This is a genomic window from Puia sp. P3 (genome assembly GCF_050632245.1).
Taxonomy (GTDB): domain Bacteria; phylum Bacteroidota; class Bacteroidia; order Chitinophagales; family Chitinophagaceae; genus Puia.
This window is the reverse complement of record NZ_CP192583.1, coordinates 1074491-1091583: the sequence shown is the minus strand read 5'-3', so window position 1 is coordinate 1091583 and position 17093 is coordinate 1074491. Positions and strand designations below refer to the sequence as shown.

At 54.7% G+C, this 17093-nt stretch carries 16 protein-coding genes and 5 pseudogenes; 15 read left to right on the top strand and 6 right to left on the bottom strand.

Annotation, left to right across the window (positions count from 1 at the left end):
- Window positions 1-2: 2 nt before the first annotated feature.
- Window positions 3-896 (bottom strand): sigma-54 interaction domain-containing protein, encoded by an 894-nt coding sequence (locus tag ACQ86N_RS06240; RefSeq protein WP_431214425.1) that lies wholly within the window; start codon window positions 894-896, stop codon window positions 3-5.
- Window positions 896-1363, bottom strand: a complete 468-nt coding sequence (locus tag ACQ86N_RS06235; protein WP_431214424.1) for a response regulator — start codon at window positions 1361-1363, stop codon at window positions 896-898. The genes ACQ86N_RS06240 and ACQ86N_RS06235 overlap by 1 nt, the downstream gene beginning before the upstream one ends.
- Before the next feature lie 399 nt (window positions 1364-1762).
- On the opposite strand from ACQ86N_RS06235, the gene ACQ86N_RS06230 reads away from it, so the two are divergent.
- The 10 genes and pseudogenes from ACQ86N_RS06230 (at window position 1763) to ACQ86N_RS06185 (ending at window position 11069) form a co-directional block, all read left to right on the top strand.
- A complete protein-coding gene (locus ACQ86N_RS06230) occupies window positions 1763-2416 on the top strand; it encodes a hypothetical protein (protein WP_431214423.1) in 654 nt (217 codons plus the stop codon).
- Window positions 2416-2973, top strand: coding sequence for an efflux RND transporter periplasmic adaptor subunit (locus ACQ86N_RS06225; protein WP_431214422.1), 558 nt, complete (start codon window positions 2416-2418; stop codon window positions 2971-2973). Before ACQ86N_RS06230 ends, ACQ86N_RS06225 begins: the two co-directional genes overlap by 1 nt.
- A 273-nt stretch (window positions 2974-3246) precedes the next feature.
- A pseudogene (locus tag ACQ86N_RS06220) lies at window positions 3247-3925 on the top strand (ABC transporter ATP-binding protein).
- Window positions 3926-3996: 71 nt separating this feature from the next.
- On the top strand, window positions 3997-6435 hold the full coding sequence (locus ACQ86N_RS06215; protein ID WP_431214421.1) for an ABC transporter permease: 2439 nt from the start codon (window positions 3997-3999) through the stop codon (window positions 6433-6435).
- A gap of 7 nt (window positions 6436-6442) precedes the next feature.
- Window positions 6443-7165, top strand: a pseudogene (locus ACQ86N_RS06210) (ABC transporter permease); the annotation flags it as partial.
- 97 nt (window positions 7166-7262) lie between these two features.
- A pseudogene (locus ACQ86N_RS06205) lies at window positions 7263-7472 on the top strand (ABC transporter permease); the annotation flags it as partial.
- A gap of 307 nt (window positions 7473-7779) precedes the next feature.
- Window positions 7780-7974 (top strand): hypothetical protein, encoded by a 195-nt coding sequence (locus tag ACQ86N_RS06200; RefSeq protein WP_431214420.1) that lies wholly within the window; start codon window positions 7780-7782, stop codon window positions 7972-7974.
- The gene (locus ACQ86N_RS06195) at window positions 7934-8833 is read left to right on the top strand and encodes an ABC transporter permease (RefSeq protein ID WP_431214419.1); all 900 of its coding nucleotides are present in this window, start codon (window positions 7934-7936) and stop codon (window positions 8831-8833) included. Before ACQ86N_RS06200 ends, ACQ86N_RS06195 begins: the two co-directional genes overlap by 41 nt.
- Window positions 8834-8842: 9 nt before the next feature.
- Complete coding sequence (locus ACQ86N_RS06190) at window positions 8843-9472, top strand: ABC transporter permease (RefSeq protein ID WP_431214418.1); 630 nt, start codon at window positions 8843-8845, stop codon at window positions 9470-9472.
- Between the two features lie 115 nt (window positions 9473-9587).
- Entirely contained in the window at window positions 9588-11069 is a 1482-nt protein-coding gene (locus ACQ86N_RS06185) for an FtsX-like permease family protein (RefSeq protein ID WP_431214417.1), read from the top strand.
- A 31-nt stretch (window positions 11070-11100) separates the two neighbouring features.
- Here the strand turns inward: ACQ86N_RS06185 and ACQ86N_RS06180 are convergent, their stop codons facing one another.
- Window positions 11101-11256, bottom strand: coding sequence for a hypothetical protein (locus ACQ86N_RS06180; RefSeq protein ID WP_431214416.1), 156 nt, complete (start codon window positions 11254-11256; stop codon window positions 11101-11103).
- Window positions 11257-11258: 2 nt separating this feature from the next.
- On the opposite strand from ACQ86N_RS06180, the gene ACQ86N_RS06175 reads away from it, so the two are divergent.
- The 3 genes and pseudogenes from ACQ86N_RS06175 to ACQ86N_RS06165 all read left to right on the top strand — a co-directional run.
- A complete protein-coding gene (locus ACQ86N_RS06175) occupies window positions 11259-12191 on the top strand; it encodes an ABC transporter permease (RefSeq protein WP_431214415.1) in 933 nt (310 codons plus the stop codon).
- Window positions 12188-13198 (top strand): FtsX-like permease family protein, encoded by a 1011-nt coding sequence (locus ACQ86N_RS06170; protein ID WP_431214414.1) that lies wholly within the window; start codon window positions 12188-12190, stop codon window positions 13196-13198. The genes ACQ86N_RS06175 and ACQ86N_RS06170 overlap by 4 nt, the downstream gene beginning before the upstream one ends.
- A pseudogene (locus ACQ86N_RS06165) lies at window positions 13134-13400 on the top strand (ABC transporter permease); the annotation flags it as partial. The gene ACQ86N_RS06170 and the pseudogene ACQ86N_RS06165, both read left to right, overlap by 65 nt.
- Here the strand turns inward: ACQ86N_RS06165 and ACQ86N_RS06160 are convergent.
- On the bottom strand, window positions 13344-13493 hold the full coding sequence (locus ACQ86N_RS06160; protein ID WP_431214413.1) for a hypothetical protein: 150 nt from the start codon (window positions 13491-13493) through the stop codon (window positions 13344-13346). The pseudogene ACQ86N_RS06165 and the gene ACQ86N_RS06160 sit on opposite strands and share 57 nt — an antisense overlap.
- 6 nt (window positions 13494-13499) lie before the next feature.
- Window positions 13500-13706 (bottom strand): hypothetical protein, encoded by a 207-nt coding sequence (locus tag ACQ86N_RS06155; protein ID WP_431214412.1) that lies wholly within the window; start codon window positions 13704-13706, stop codon window positions 13500-13502.
- A gap of 163 nt (window positions 13707-13869) precedes the next feature.
- Between ACQ86N_RS06155 and ACQ86N_RS06150 the strand changes: the two are divergent.
- Together ACQ86N_RS06150 and ACQ86N_RS06145 are read left to right on the top strand one after the other, a co-directional pair.
- Window positions 13870-14534 (top strand): annotated as a pseudogene (locus tag ACQ86N_RS06150) (ABC transporter ATP-binding protein).
- Window positions 14535-14544: 10 nt separating this feature from the next.
- Window positions 14545-16020: a TolC family protein gene (locus ACQ86N_RS06145; RefSeq protein ID WP_431214411.1), complete on the top strand. Its 1476-nt coding sequence runs from the start codon at window positions 14545-14547 to the stop codon at window positions 16018-16020.
- Here ACQ86N_RS06145 and ACQ86N_RS06140 read toward each other — a convergent pair.
- Window positions 15999-17033, bottom strand: a complete 1035-nt coding sequence (locus tag ACQ86N_RS06140) for a homoserine O-acetyltransferase family protein (RefSeq protein WP_431214410.1) — start codon at window positions 17031-17033, stop codon at window positions 15999-16001. The genes ACQ86N_RS06145 and ACQ86N_RS06140 overlap by 22 nt on opposite strands.
- Between the last annotated feature and the right edge of the window lie 60 nt (window positions 17034-17093).

The window sequence follows — 17093 nt, the reverse complement described above, 5'->3', positions numbered from 1 at the left end:
AATTAAATATCGTATTTACTTAACCTTCGGTATAGCGCAGTCCGGGTCAGACCCAACTCCTTGGCCGCTTTTGAGATATTGCCATTGTGCTTTTCGATTACCTTGAGAATGGCATTCTTCTCGATCGTGCTCAGCTTCAGCTCCTGCGGCTCGTCCATCTGGGGCATAACGGTCTCTATCGGCGAGAAGATAAGGTCCTTCGCCTGCAAAACATCCCCCTCCGCCATAATGACCGCCCGCTCGATCGTATATTGAAGCTCCCGGACATTCCCGGGATAGTGGTAGGACTTCAGCTTCTCGATCGCCTTCGCGTCAAAATCATGCTGCGGTTTCATGTACTTATTGGTATAGATCCGGTCAAAATGCCTCGCCAGCAGAATAATATCGTCCTCCCGCCTGCGCAGCGGCGGGACCATGATCTCTACCGTATTGATCCGGTAAATAAGGTCCTTCCTGAACTTGCTCTCGTTCGCCAGCTCCGTCAGCGGCACATTCGTGGCGCAGATCAGCCGGATATCGATCGGCACCGGCTGATTCGACCCCAGCCTCGTCACCTGCCGGTTCTGCAGCACAGACAGCAGCTTAGCCTGCTGGTGAAGGGAGATATTCCCGATCTCATCCAGGAACAGCGTCCCTCCGCTGCCCGACTCGAAACGCCCTATCCTGTCCTCCCGCGCATCCGTAAACGCCCCCTTCTTGTGCCCGAAAAGCTCGCTCTCGAAAAGCGTCTCCGTCAGCGCTCCCACGTCCACTTTTATATAGGGCTTTTCCGCTCTCAGGGAATGCTGGTGGATCGCCTTTGCGATCAGATCCTTCCCCGTGCCGTTCTCTCCAAGGATCAGGATATTGGCGTCAGTCGGCGCGATCTTCTCCACCTTGAAGAAGATGTCCCGCATCACCTCCGACTCTCCCAGCAGCCCGACCCTATCACCGAGTCGGACGGCTCGTCCTTCCCACTCCCGCTACGCTTGGGATCGTTCTTCTTCAGCGCCTCCTTGATGGTCGTGATCAGCCGCTCGTTATGCCAGGGCTTGACCACAAAATCGGCCGCCCCTTCCTTGAGAGACCTCACCGCCAGATCGATATCGCCGTATGCCGTGATCATGATGACCGCCGCAGTCGAACCGAATTCCTTGATCTTCCGCAGCCAGAACAACCCCTCATTTCCCGTATTTATACTGCTGTTGAAATTCATATCCAGCAGGATAAGGTCAAAACTCCGCTTCGAAAGGATAGATCGCAGGTTCTCCGGGTTCTTCTCGGTCACCACGTCCGCCGCCTCGGTCTTCAGCAACAGCCGCACCGCGGTCAGAACATCCGGATCATCATCAACAGCTAGTATGGAAGCATTTTTCAGATTCATATTATTCTTACGTTTTATGGACGGCAAATTTTTTCGCCATCCGTGCAACATCGTTCATCTACAAGTATACCTTAAATGTAAATGTATGGCAATTAATTTTTTATATAAAACTGTCCAAAAGGCCTACTGTATCAAAACCGGACAGTTTTTGTATCAAAAATGAACTATAATCAGGCCGGATCGCTCCTAACCAACTGTAAATCATCGGGGTTGCTTTCTGGCATGTGTTTGATAGACTACCGTTTGGAATTTTCTCATGTGTATACCTCCTGGTATCTTTATACTGGGTGGTTTTTTAAAAAAACGGACCAAGTCCGGCATCGGTAAGTAAATCAAATTTTTTGAATCTGTTATGGTAGACATCATAAGAAAAAGAAAACCTGGACCACCAAACGTCTCATGACCATCGGCGGAATCGCGGCACTGATCGTCCTCATCGCCGGAAGCTTTTATTTCACCTCCGGAAAGTCGAAATTGAACGTCGATCTGGAACGTATTACAATAAGCGAAGTCACCAAGGCCCCCTTTCAGGAATCCATTCCCCAGAACGGAACCGTACTGCCCCTGACAACCATCTACATTATAACTGCTGACGGCGGGCGCGTTGAACAACGGTACGTAGAGGACGGCGCCACCCTCAAAAAAGGAGACCCGATTCTCAGGCTGAGCAATACCGAACTGGAAATGACCCTGGCCAACAACACCACCACCGTATCTACCATGCTGGCCCAGATGCAGCTGTCCAAAGTGACCGCCCAGCAGAATACAGTCAGCAAACTGAACAATATGGCCGACGTCCAAAGCCAGTACAACGAGGCGGAAAGGATCTACAACCTCGACAAAAAGCTCTACAGCCAGAAGGTTATCGGCTCCCAGGAATGGCAGACCGCACAGAATAACTACAACTACCTCCTGAAGAAAAAAGAGCTTACAGAAGAGATCCTCAAACAGGATTCCATCTCCCGCCAGCAGCAGGAAGAACAGGACAAACAATCCTTTGCCGGCGCTCAGAACACGCTTGCTATTCTCAAAAAAGAGTCAACGACCTCGTAGTGGTCGCGCCGGCCGACGGCCAGCTCACTTCGCTCGACGCCGAAATAGGCCAGCAGAAGACCCCGGGATACAACCTCGGCCAGCTCGACGTCCTCGACGGCTTCAAGGTCCGGCTCTCCGACGTAGACGAACACTATATCAACCGGGTCTTCACCGGCCAGACCGGGACCTTTTCCTTCAACGATACAACGTATAAACTCAAGATCGTCAAGGTTTATACGCAGGTTACCAACGGCCGCTTCATGGTCGACATGAACTTCGTAGGGAAGGTCCCCAAAGGTATCCGCAAAGGCCAGACACTGCAGATCACCCTCGCCCTCAGCGACGAAACGACCGCCATCCTCGTACCCAAGGGCGGGTTCTACCAGCAGACCGGCGGCAACTGGATCTTCAAGGTCAGCGAAGACGGTAAAATGGCCTATCGCGTTGATATCCAGCTGAACCGCGCGAATCCGGACTTTTATGAGGTGACTTCCGGACTGAAACCCGGCGACAAGGTCATAACCTCCAGCTACGAAACGTATGGCAATATTCAGGAATTGGTTTTGAAAAAGTAACCCGGCATCTGTAACATCCGGCCTCGGGCCGTCGTCCATAAAAAACTAACAATCATGCGACTGAAACAATTCTACACCCTGCTCTTCCTCCTCTGCCTGAGCACCGCCGCCTCATCCAACGAGCGCGCCCGCTTCTGCTGCCCAGGGGCCGCTGGCGACTCCGTCAGAAAAGTAAAAGTGAAGGTTTCGGTCACGCCGATTGCAACATCTTTACCAATCCTTAGACTTTTATCTATATAACAACCAGCGTTAATCACCTAAACAGATTTTAATATGATCAAGATCAGTGAACTCCAGAAGGTCTACCGTACCGAAGAAGTGGAAACTATCGCACTCAACAAACTCAGCTTTGAGGTAAAAGAAGGCGAGTTCGTTTCCGTCATGGGTCCCTCCGGCTGCGGCAAATCCACCCTGCTGAATATCCTCGGCCTCCTCGGACGATCCCGATGGCGGCAGCTTCCTGTTCAACGGCACGGAAGTGGCCCACTTCAACGAGCGCAAACGGGCCGACCTGCGCAAACGGAATATCGGCTTCGTATTCCAGAGCTTCAACCTGATCGACGAACTCACCGTATTCGAGAACGTGGAACTCCCCCTCATCTACCTGGGCGTAAAAGGCCCCGAAAGAAAACAGCGGGTAGAGGTCGTCCTGGACAAAATGCAGATCATGCATCGCCGCAACCACTACCCACAGCAGCTCTCCGGTGGTCAGCAACAACGCGTCGCCGTCGCCCGCGCCGTGGTCAATAACCCCAAGCTCATCCTCGCGGACGAACCGACAGGTAACCTCGACTCCAGCAACGGTAATGAAGTAATGCAGCTTTTGACGGATCTCAATGAACAAGGTACCACCATCATCATGGTAACCCACTCCGAACACGACTCCCGCTACAGCCACCGTATCATCCGGATGCTGGACGGTCAGACCGTGACGGAAAATATCCTTATCTAAGTTAGAAGGTTACGGAAAGAGACATATTGATTTAATTCTTAAATGGTCGGAAATGACCCAAATGCACCGTCATGTTTAAAAACTATCTCAAGATCACTTTCCGCAACCTCGCCAAATACAAGTTCATCTCGTTCATCAACATATTCGGGCTCACCGTAGGGCTCACCTGCTGTCTGCTGATCCTCACCTATATTCTGCACGAGACCAGCTACGACAAATACAATACACAGGCGAACCGGATCTGGCGCGTCACCCGCAGCTGGAACAACAAGGAGGGCATCGTCTCCCTCCACCTCGGAGCCATTGCGCCGGCCTTCGGCCCACTCCTGCTCAACGACTTCCCCGATATTCAGAAAATGACCCGGCTGCTGGCCTCCAACCCCAGCCCCATACGCTACGAGGACAAGGTGTTCAACGAAAAGGACCTCTACTTCGCGGACAACAACCTCTTCAGCGTCTTCGACGTCAACCTGCTCAAAGGCGACCGCCACAACGCCCTCGCCGATCCGTTCTCTATCGTCATGACACCGGCCGTCGCCCGGAAATACTTTGGCGACGCCGACCCTATCAACAAGATCGTCCGCCTCGACAACCAGGTCAACTTTAAGGTCACCGGCATCATCGCCCCCTTTCCCTCCAACTCCCATTTTCACCCGGAAGTGCTCCTCTCCTTCCCCACGCTCAACGACTCGACCATCTACGGGGCAAAGAACCCGGCCTCAAGCTTCAGCAACAACGCATTCTTTACCTACCTGCTCCTTCCTGAGAACTACCCGGCCCACAACATCGAAGCCCAGTTTCCCGCCTTCATCGACCGGCATATGCCGACGAACAAACGGGATCCGCTGGCCAAAGCTTCCTCCGGCACCCGCCTCTACCTGCAGCGGCTGACCGACGTCCACCTCCGCTCGCACCTCGACGAGGAGATGGAAGAGAACGGCGACATTAACAGAGTCTATATCTTTGGCGCAATCGCCCTCTTTATCCTCCTGATCGCCTGCATCAACTACATGAACCTCTCCACGGCCAGGTCCACCCTTCGCGCGAAGGAGATCGGCATCCGAAAAGTATCCGGCGCACAGCGGCAGGAGATCATTTTGCAGTTCCTCTGCGAGTCGGTACTCGTCTCCTATATCTCCGTCCTGCTGGCCGCCGCCCTTACCTGGCTATGTATTCCATGGATCAACGATATTACGGGCCTGCAGCTCTCGATACACAGCCTTCTCCAGCCTGCCGTACTGATCGCCGTGATCCTTACGCCCCTCGTTGTGGGTCTGCTGTCCGGACTATATCCCGCCCTCTTCCTGTCTTCCTTCCAGCCCCAGCAGGTGCTCAAAGGACTGTTCAAGGCCGGCGGCAGCAGCATCAGCTTCCGCAAAGCACTGGTAGTTGTTCAATTCGCCGTTTCGATCATTTTGTTGATCAGCACGGCCATCGTCTTCCAGCAACTGCACTATATGCAGACCGCATCCCTCGGATTTAGCAAGGACCACGTCCTGGTCATGAACTATAACGCCGGCCTCGACAAGACCTACGAGTCTTTCCGCACCCGCCTGACCCACGACCCCAGATTACTGGAGGTCGCCAGGTCATCCCGCATCCCCAGCGGCCGGCTGCTGGACGAAAGCGGCGCATCCACCGAGAGCGGCGACTCCCTGCAACCCGTCAAAGCCGACATCAAATTTGTGTCCGTTGACCACGACTTCGTCGGCGCCTACCATATCCCCATCGTCGCGGGCAGAGACTACTCGCGCGACTACGCCACGGACAGCACCAACTTCCTGCTCAATGTCGCGGCCGCAAAAGCGCTCGGGATAAAAGACCCCGCCCAGCTGATCGGAAGGAATTTCGGCTATGGGGACGCAAAAGGAAAAGTCATCGGCATCATGGGCGACTTCAACTTCGAGTCCATGCACCAGCAGATAGTCCCGCTGATCCTGGTAATGCCCAACTCCCGCTATCAGAGCAACTCTTTCAACAATATTTCCGTCCGGCTCTCCGGCAACGACGTCCCCGGCGCCCTCGCGGCACTGGAAAAGACCTGGAAGACCTACCTGCCCGAAGTGCCCTTCGAATACAGCTTCCTCGACGACAAATTCGACCAGCTGTACCGCTCCGAACAGAAACAGGGCAGCCTCTTTACCTGCTTTGCCGGTATCGCCATCTTTATCGCCTGCCTCGGCCTGCTGGGCCTTTCCGCCTTTTCCATCTCGCAGCGCGTGAAAGAGATCGGTGTACGAAAAGTCCTCGGCGCCAGCACCGGCAGCATAGTCACACTGGTCTCCCGTGACTTCCTAAAACTCGTGGCCATCGCCGCACTCATCGCCTTCCCGGTTGCATGGTATACGATGCACAACTGGCTCCGGGACTTCGCCTACCGGATCTCCATCGAATGGTGGGTATTCCTGACAGCCGGTATCCTGGCAGCCGTGGTCGCACTCATCACCATCAGCTTCCAGGCCATCCGCGCCGCACTCGCAAATCCCGTGAAAAGCCTTCGGTCAGAATAAAAAAATTATGATAAAGAACTATCTGAAAATAGCCTGGCGCACCCTCCTCCGCTACAAGGGCTATACGACGATCAATGTCGTCGGCCTCACCCTCGGCATCGCCGCCGCCATCCTTATTTTCACCATCCTCTCCTATCAGCTGAGCTTCGATAATTTTCATCCCGGCAAAGACAGGATCTACAGGATCGTAACGGAATTTCATGACCAGGGCATCAGCTATAGCCCCTCTGTTCCGCAGCCGCTGGGAAAGGCCTTCCGTAGTGACTATAACTTCGCAGAAGCTACAGCCAGGGTGGTCACCTATCGCAATACCCTGATCTCGTTGCCGGAAGAAAAAGAGGTGAAAAAATTCGTCGAAGACAAGGGCGTCGCCTTCGCAGAACCGGCCTACTTCGATATATTTAATTTTCCCCTGACCCAAGGCGACAGGCAGACGCCCCTCGTCCGCCCCCATTGCGCCCTCATCACCCAATCCATCGCACAGAAATATTTCGGCAATGCATCCGCCATCGGCAAAAGGATCCGGATGGACAACCGCATTGACTTCACGGTCACCGGAATCCTGAAAGACATTCCCGGCAACACCGACCGCACCCAGGAAATATATCTCTCATACGATAATCTTAAGGACTACAACAGCTGGTTCGCCAGCGACAGCAGCTGGAGCAATGTGTACACAGGCAGCATGTGCTTCGTCCGGCTCAGGCCGGGCGTCAGTGACGCACTGGTCGATAAGGCGTTGCCAGGCCTCGTGGCAAAATATTTCAAGGACCCCGACGATTTAAAGGTCTGGCATTTCCTCCTCCAGCCGCTTGCCGACATCCACTATGACGCCCGCTATGACGGCTATTTCGATAAAAAATACAGCGCGTCTCTTTTGTTCATCGGCATATTCCTCGGTCATCATCGCCTGCGTCAATTTCGTCAATATGGCGACGGCACAGGCGCTCAACCGCAGCCGCGAAATCGGCGTCCGAAAGGTACTGGGCAGCCTCCGCAACCAGCTGTTCTGGCAGTTCATCGCCGAGACCGCGCTGATCACCGTCTTCGCCGGCGCCCTCGCCTATGGTTTGTCGCCGCTGGCGCTGCCGGGCCTCAACCAACTGACATTCGCACAAATGCATATCCGTCTCTTTTCCGACTGGCGGGTCCCCTTGTTCCCTGGTTTCCATTATCGTCGTCATCGTTTTCCTTTCCGGCTCCTATCCCGGCCTCGTACTCGCCCGTTTCCAGCCGGTCCTGGCGCTCAAAAGCCGGCTGTCACAGGCACACGTCGGCGGCTTCTCCCTGCGGCGTATCCTCGTCATCGTCCAGTTCACCATCGCACAGCTGCTGATAACGTCCATGATCATCATCGCATACCAGATGCACTATTCGATGACCGCGGATATGGGATTCCAAAAAGATTCCATCGTTACACTTTCCCTGCCCACGGGCGACCTCACAAAAATGCGCTCGCTCCGCGACCGCACTGGCCAGCCTTCCCGGCGTCGAAAAAATGTCGCTCAACTATCAGCCTCCCGCCTCCCGGCGCAATAACAGCACCGACGTCCGCTATGACAACCGCACACTGTCCGAACACTGGAGCGTCAACGTAAAGTCGGCAGACGACCAATACCTCTCCGCCTTCGGACTCAGACTGATCGCAGGAAGGAACATCTTCCCCTCGGACACCGTCCGCGAATACCTCGTAAACGAGACCTTCGCCAAAAAGATCGGCGTTGCCCCGAAGGACCTCCTGGGCAAGATGATCAACGTCGACGACCACAACCTTCCGATCGTTGGGGTCGTCAGCGACTTTCACGACTATTCCCTCCACAGCGATATCGACCCGGTCTGCATCGTATCCAACTACCACCGCTACCAGGGGCTCAGCGTACGCCTCGACCCGCGCCATGTCCGGGACTTCCTTTCCACAGCCGAAAAGACATGGAACAGTATTTATCCCGACTATATTTATTCCTATACCTTCCTCGACGAACGGATCGCCGACTTCTATTTTCTGGACAATATCCTGCTGACACTCGTCGAACTGTTTGCCGGCATCGCGATCTTCATCAGCTGCCTCGGCCTGTACGGACTGGTGTCCTTCATGGCCGTCCGGAAAACAAAAGAAATAGGCGTACGAAAAGTGCTGGGCGCCGGCATCGGCCAGATACTCTGGCTCTTTGGCAACGAATTCAGCCGCCTTATACTAATCGCTTTCGTCATCGCAGCCCCCATCGCCTGGTGGGCCATGCACAGCTATCTGGAAAGCTTTAAGTACAGCGTCCCGCTGGGACCAGCCGTATTTCTCGCCTCCCTCGGATTCACCGCAGTTATCGCCGCACTGACTGTCGGATACCGTTCGATCCGCGCCGCACTCGCAAATCCCGTGAAAAGCCTTCGGTCAGAATAACCTCATCATATGATCATCAACTATTTCACTGTCGCCCTGAGAAACCTTTTCAAACACAAGGTCTTCTCTTTTATAAATATCTTCGGCCTTGCCCTCGGCATCGCCGCCAGCCTCCTGATCGTCCAGTATGCGCGCTACCAGCTCAGCTACGACCGCTACGAACCCAACTCCGGCCGCATCTACCGCCTGCAGCTCGACCGCTATGACAACGGCAAACTCAGTACGCAATGGGCCGCCGGATGCACCGGCATCGGACCGATCGTCAAAGAAGGTCTTCCCGAGGTAGAATCATTTGCCAGGCTGGCAGGGATGGGCGCCGTCATGTCTTACAAGGACCGGGAGTTCAGAGAACAAAAAATGTATTTCTGCAACGATGCCTTTCTCCCCATGTTCTCATACAGAGCCGTGGCCGGCACGACCAACGGCGCACTCAAAGACGTCTATTCTGCGGTCATAACGGCATCCACCGCACGCAGGTATTTCGGCAGCGAAGACCCCGTCGGCAAGATCATCAGCATGAACCGGAGGGATAATTTCAAGGTCACCGCCGTCATACAGGATCCTCCCCAAATACGCATCTTAAATTCGACATCCTCGTCTCCTGGGCCACCCTGGTCCAGTGGCGCGGCCCGAAAGTAGAGACGGAAAAGAACTGGGACGCTTTCCTGACCTACATAATCGCCCGGCCCGGAACCGATCCGAACCTGCTCGAAAAAAGATCAACGGAGTAGTACAGGCCAAATGGGGGGAAGATATGAAAAAGGACCACGCCGGCATGGTCTTTCACCTCCAGCCGCTACCCAGCATCCACCTCTATTCGCACTACATGTTCGAGACCGAGGTCAACGGAGACGGCAAGACCGTCTACTTCCTGCTGATCATCGCCGTATTCATCATCGTTATCGCCTGGATCAACTACGTCAACCTCGCAACCGCCCGCTCTATCGACCGCGCCAGGGAAGTAGGGGTCCGCAAAGTCCTCGGCTCGCTCCGACGCCAGTTGATCGGCCAGTTCCTCTTCGAATCCTTTTTGATCAACTTCATCGCCATACTCCCGGCCTTCGCGCTGATCCTCGCGTTTCTGCCCCTGTTCAATACCCTGACCGGACACGACCTGCACCTATCCCTGTTCAAAGACCCCGGCTTCTGGCTGGCGCTCGCCGGCCTGTTCATAACCGGTACCTTCCTGTCCGGCCTGTATCCGGCTTTTGTGTTATCCTCCTTCTCCCCTATCAAAGTCCTGAAAGGCCGGTTGGCAAAAACAGGACACGGGGCACTGCTGCGCCAGTCGCTCGTGATCATCCAGTTCATGGCGTCCGTTATCCTTATGGTAGGCACCTTCGCCGTATACAGACAACTGCACTATATGCAGCACCAGGACCTCGGCGTCCGCATCAGCCAGACCCTTGTCCTCAGCGGTCCGCGCGTCACAGACTCTACCTACGACAATAAATTCACCGCATTCAAGACAGAGGCTTTGCGCCTCGCGGGCGTTCAGCAAATGACGACTTCCACGGAAGTACCCGGCAACAAGGTTGGCTGGAACGCCGGCGGCATCAAGCTGGTCGGCAGTGACAAAACCGAGCAATACCGGATCATCGGCATCGACCACGACTTTCTCAGCGCTTACGGCCTCCACCTGCTGAAAGGCCGCAACTTCTATCCCGGCCTCGTCGACTCCCAATCCGTCCTCTTCAACGAAGCGGCACTGAAAAAGATTGGCTTTACCACCGCAGAACAGGCACTCAATAAAAAGATCGAATTCTGGGGCGGAACGTATACGATCGTCGGCGTCGTCGGCAATCACCATCAGGAGTCCCTGCACCAGGACTATGACGCCCATATCTACCGCTATTTCCCCAACGCAGGCGGCTACTATTCGCTGACACTGACGGGCGACCGCAACAACTGGCCCGCCCTGATCGCTTCCATACAACAAAAATGGAAGACATACTTCCCCGGCAACCCCTTCGACTATTTTTTCCTCGACGACCACTTCGCACAGCAGTACAAAGCCGACCAGCAGTTCGGCCAGACCTTTGGTCTTTTTGCCGGCCTCGCGATCTTCGTCAGCTGTCTGGGCCTCCTCGGCCTCGCCGCCTTTGTCGTAAACCAGCGCACAAAAGAAATTGGCATCCGCAAGATCGTCGGCGCCAGCCTCCCCAGCCTGCTCGTGCTCCTGACAAGGGACTTTATCCGCCCCGTGCTCATTTCCTTCCTGGTCGCCATCCCCTGACCTGGTTCCTGCTGCAGAAATGGCTGGAGAACTACGCCTTCAGGGTATCCATCAACGCCTGGATGTTCGCACTTCCGATCGTGCTCATCCTCGCAATCGCCCTGCTGACCATCACCACACAGACACTGCGCGCCGCTTCCGCCAACCCGGCCCGCAGCCTCCATACCGAATAATAACTTATCTTCAATTATGAAAGAGTTGTCCCATACGCTGCGCAGTTTCCGGAAATACCCAGCCTTCTCTGTGATCAACCTGGGCGGCCTCTCCATCGGCATCGCCGCATCCTTTATACTGCTCATCTATTCCCGGCGCGAACTCAACTGCGACCGTCATTTCAGGGACGCCGACCGGATCGCCCGTATCGGCACGGACTTTTTCAACATGGGCCCCTTCGCCGTAAGCCAGCCCCAGCTGCCCGCCCTTCTACAGGCGTCTTGCAAGGACGTGGAGTACACGACCTCGATCACGGACGTCAGTGAGACCCCCATCCGCACCGGTGCTCAGGAAAGGGCCTTCACAGGCATCCGCCCCTACTATATCGACGGCTCTTTCTTCAAAGTCTTTTCCTACAAAGCGTCCAGAGGCTTCCTGCCCGCGGCTGGCCTCGCTCCGGGAGAAACAGTCGTCTCCGCATCCAACGCCCGCAAGCTCTTCGGCAAAGAAGACCCTATCGGCAGAACACTGCTCGTCGGAAAAGAAATGAAGCCCTATAAAGTCGTCGCCGTCCTCGAAGAAGAATTCAATAGATCCCACCTCGACGCCCAGCTGCTCCTGCCTCAACCGGCTGCCACCAACAGCAACCTGGCCAACTGGATGTCGGCTGCCCAATACAACTACGTCAAGCTAAAACCGCAGGGCTCTCTCAAAGGACTCCACACCTGGCTGGAAACACTCCGTGAGAAACTGATCTATCCCGCCAGCGGCGCCACCACTTCCTATACTTCATGGGCCGCAAGCAATATGGCCGTCAGCTTTATCGTCCAGCCACTGACCGATATCCACTTCGACGCCGACATGAAATTCGATATCACCCCCGGGGCAATATCACCCAGGTCCGGCTGCTCGGCGCGATCAGCATCCTCCTCATCGCCCTGGCCATCATCAACTATATCAACCTCGTGACAGCCCGCGCGTCCACACGCGCCAGGGAAATGGGACTGAAGAAGACCTTTGGCGCCTCCCGCACCCGCCTCGCCCGCCAGATACTAAAAGAATCCATCCTCTTCAGCACACTTGCCATGGTCATCTCCTGCGGCCTGATCCAGGTCATCCTCTACCTCTACCAGTACTCCACGGGTATCTCGCTCACCGGCCCCATACCCTTTCTTTCCTCCAACTACATCGCACTGATCCTGTTCTCCCTTGTCGTTGGAATACTGGCCGGTCTCTATCCCGCATTCTATCTGACCGGAATGCAGCCCCTGACCGCAATCCGTACAACCTCCGCCACCGGCTCCGGGAAAGGCAACGCCGGCATCCGCAACAGCCTGGTCACTCTCCAGTTCGTCATCGCCACCGCTCTCGTGTTCCTTTCCTTCGTCGTCTATAGCCAACTGCGATACATGAAGAACAAAGACAAAGGCTTTCAGACCGAAGGCGTCGTGCTCGTCGAGAATATCGGCGATATGAAGAGCCGGTCAGCCGCCTTCCGCCAACTCGTCGAACAGCAGTCCCAGGTCGCCAGCACCAGCTTCTGCCAGCGGACCCCGGCCGGCACCAACATCGTCATGGCCAGCTACCGCTCGCTGTCCATGACAAAAGACATGAACATCCAGACCTTCCCCGTCGACGACCGCTATATCGGTACCATGGAAATGCGCCTCACCGACGGAAGGAATTTCAATAAGCAAATGCTGTCCGATACCAATTCTCTTATACTGAACGAATCTGCCGTCGCAGCCCTCGGCCTGTTCAAACCCGTCGGCAGCATCATCAACGGCAGCGAAAGGGTCATCGGCGTCGTAAAGGACTTCAATTACGCCTCCCTCCACGAAAAGATCGGCCCGGCCATCCTGCGCTTTACCCCGGAAGGCAGCACCCTCGCCATCCGCCTGCGCGGCGGTAATACCGCAGCCTTCCTCGACTGGCTCAAAAGACAGGCAGGGAATTTCAACCCGAAACGCCACTGACCATCCGTTTTCTCGACGACAATTTCGCCCGTCTGGCCGACAAAGAACGACTCCTCGGCCGGCCATTAGCTTCTTTACCATCCTCGCCATCGTCCTCGCAACCCCGGGACTCGTCGGCCTCACCCTCTTCACCATAGAGCGACGGCTAAAGGAAATAGGCATCCGAAAAGTACTCGGCGCCCAAAATATCAATATCCTTCAGCTCTTGTCCACCCAGATCATCCGCCTGGCCACGATCGCCGCTGCCATATCCCTGCCCGTCAAGCCGGTGGCTGGCCAACCGCTGGCTCAGCAATTTCGCCTACCGGATCACAATCACGCCCATCACCTTCCTCCTAACCCTTTTGCCCATCCTGGTACTGATCCTCACCGTCATCACACTCCTCACCATGCGGGCACTCACCGGCAACCCGATCAGGAACCTCCGCACCGAATAATATCTGCACACCCGGCCCTGGGCCTCGTGTGCGAACTCCTCCGGTTTGCCACCTGTATCAAAAACGTACACTTCTTGTATCGAAACCGGACTAAAAAACCCTCCACACCTCCATAATTATATAATAATCATACAATTACATTCCGGCATGTCTTTAACAATAAGACCGTGACCCCAAAGGTTCGAATCAAAACAATTCGTAATCTTGGAACTCAAAAATCAAAAAACAACAACAATGATCGAACTAAAGCGCATCTCCAAATGGGTCAACGTCGGCGGCAAACCGAACTTTATACTAAAAGACATCAACCTTGAAATAAAAGAAGGGGAATTTATTTCCATCATGGGTCCTTCCGGCTCCGGTAAGTCCAGCCTGCTCAACATCATCGGCATGCTCGACGATTCCTCCGAAGGAGAATACTTTTTCCTGAACCAGCCCGTGCACACCCTAAAAGAGAAACAACGCTCACAGCTGTACAAACAGTATATAGGCTTCGTATTCCGGGCCTACCACCTCATCGACGAGCTGACGGTCTACGAGAACATCGAAACTCCGCTGATCTACCAAAACATCAAATCCTCCGAACGCCAGGCGATGGTAGCGGATATCCTCGACCGCTTCCAGATAGTAGGGAAAAAGACCTCTTCCCCACCCAGCTATCCGGCGGCCAGCAACAGCTGGTAGGCATCGCCCGCGCACTGATCGGCAAACCCAAGCTGCTGCTCGCCGACGAACCGACCGGCAACCTCAACTCCCGGCAGGGCGAAGAGATCATGGAACTTTTTAAACAATTGAACAACGAGGGGGTTACGATCATTCAGGTGACCCACTCCGAGAAGAACGCCGCCTACGGAACACATATCATCAACCTCCTCGACGGCCGGGTCGATAAATCTTAATAAAGTCACTATGCGATATTTGAATTGCTTTCTTTTTCTCTCGGTCTTATTTCTATCCGCACCAACGGCCGACGCCCAGTACGCAAAGGGGATGACCCCAGGCATGGACTCGATCGGCGGCTCCATCCTAACCCTCAAACAGTCTGTCGACATCGCCCTGAAGAATAACCTGGTCGTCAACCAGGCCGACCTGCAGTCCCAGACCAGTAAGGTCCAGTACGATCAGGCATGGGGTAATATGCTGCCCAATATCAGCGCATCCGCGTCGCAACAGATCGGTTTTGGCCGTACCCTCAACTCCTATGACTACACCTATGTCAATCAGGTGAACACCGGCAACTACGGCGTCAGCGGCAGCATCGTTCTGTTCAACGGCCTCCAGTTACTGCACAACCTGCAGGCGAACAACTATGCATACGGAGCCAGCAAATACGACCTGCAGCAACAGAAAGACAATATCACGCTCAATGTCATATTGGCTTATCTGCTCATCCTGAGCAATCAGGACCAGCTCACCATCCTCCGGGAACAGGCAGATATCGACAAACGGCAGGTCGACCGGCTCGATACACTGAACAACTCAGGCGCCCTGCTCCTCCTGTCGAACCTCTCCGACCTTAAAGGCCAGTACGCTGGCGATGAGGTCAATATCGCAGCAGCAGTCAACTCGCTGGAAGCCTCCAAAATAACCCTCTTCCAACTGATGAACGTCCCCTACAAAAGGGATGTACAGTACGAGAACAGCGTCACCGCCGCCATCTCTATCTCCGAGTATCAGCAGTCGTCCGACAGCATTTACAGGACGGCGCTGGATATCTATCCTTCTATAAAATCCGTCGACCTCAGGCTGAAGGCCTATCAGAAATTCCTGCAGGCTGTAAAAGGCCAGTACTACCCCAGCCTTTCATTCGGTGGCGGTATCTCCACCAACTATTCGAGTCTGGCATTCAAGTCCATCCCCATCGGGATCGACCCCGCACACAACACCGGGTCCTATGTCATCGGCAACGGTGGTGCAAAACTGCCCGTGCTGGATACCGCCCAGCTCTCACACAACGAGAAAATCAGCTGGGGCGACCAGTTCACCCAGAACAAGAACTCCTACGTCGGCCTGCAGCTGAATATACCCATCCTCAACAACCTTCGGGCAAGGAACAACGTCCGCATCGCAAAGATCAATCTTAAGACTGCCCAGCTCAACGCCACAAACGCCAGGCTTGCCCTGCAGCAGAACGTCGAACTGGCCTTCCAGAGCATGCAGGCCGCCTACAAACAATATAAGTTCTTTATGGACCAGGCCGCCGCCTTTGCCGAATCCTTCCGTACTACCGAGATCCGTTTCAATGAGGGAGTTGTCAATTCAGACGTGTATGTGATCGCGAAAAATAATGTCGACAGGGCCAATACGAATCTTGCCGCGGCAAAATATACCTATATATTCCGGACAAAAGTAATGGACTACTATCAGGGCAAACTTTCCTGGTAAGTTCTCCCTAGCCACTCACGCAAGTGAGTGGCTATAGTAGCACCCTCTACCATAAAGCCGTCGTGTCCGTAGACCGAATCTATTTCCACCAGCCGGACATTGGGCAGGTGATCGGCCATATGCCGCTGCTCTTCCATCGGACAGAGGATATCACTGGTAACACCTATCAGGAGCGTTCTTTGTTCGATGCTTTTCAATACGTCTTCCACAGTCTTTCCCCTTCCTCTCGCCAGTTGATGACTGTCCATGGCCTTGGTCAGCAGCCAGTAACAATAGGCATTGAACCGGCTCACCAGCTTGTCTCCCTGATAGTCGATATAGGAAGAGGCCTTGAAACCATCCAGCTTCTCCACATCCGTATCCGTCTGCTTCCGGACCATGATGCCATAGTTGCGGTAGGTCAGAATGCCGATGGCCCGCGCGGCCTTCAGTCCGCGGGCGCCCGCATCCGGTCGCTCATCCCGCCAGCTGCCGTCCGCCTCGATAGCCAGCCGCTGCGCCGTATGAACGGCGATCCCCCAGGCGCTTTCCGCGGGCGAGGTCGCTATAAGGAATAGCTGCTGAATAACGTCTTTTTCCATTACCGCCCATTCCAGGGCCTGATATCCTCCCATGCTCCCGCCCATCAGCAGATGGATCTTCCCGATCCCCAGATGCTTGCGCAACAGGATGTGCGCCCTCACCATATCCCGGATCGTCACCGCCGGGAAATGGCTAAAATAGGGTTTAGCCGTTCGGCTGTCCTCACTCAGCGGACCCGTGCTGCCATAACAGGACCCCAAAATATTCGCGCATACTATAAAATAATCGTCCGGACTGACCGCGCCATTCTCCCCTACCACCCCAGGCCACCAGTGACCCGCGTCGGAATTAGCAGTCAGCGCATGACAGACCCACACCACATTGCTCCGGTCCTCGTTCAACCTGCCATACGTATGATAGGCTATCGTAATACCGGGTAAGGAGGGCCCCCCTTCCAGGGCAAAAGGGGCGTCATATGTAAAATAATTCATGGAGCCGTTGCTAATTTCGATGCAAAATAAGGGCTTGCGAGTATACCGAAATGCCCCTAT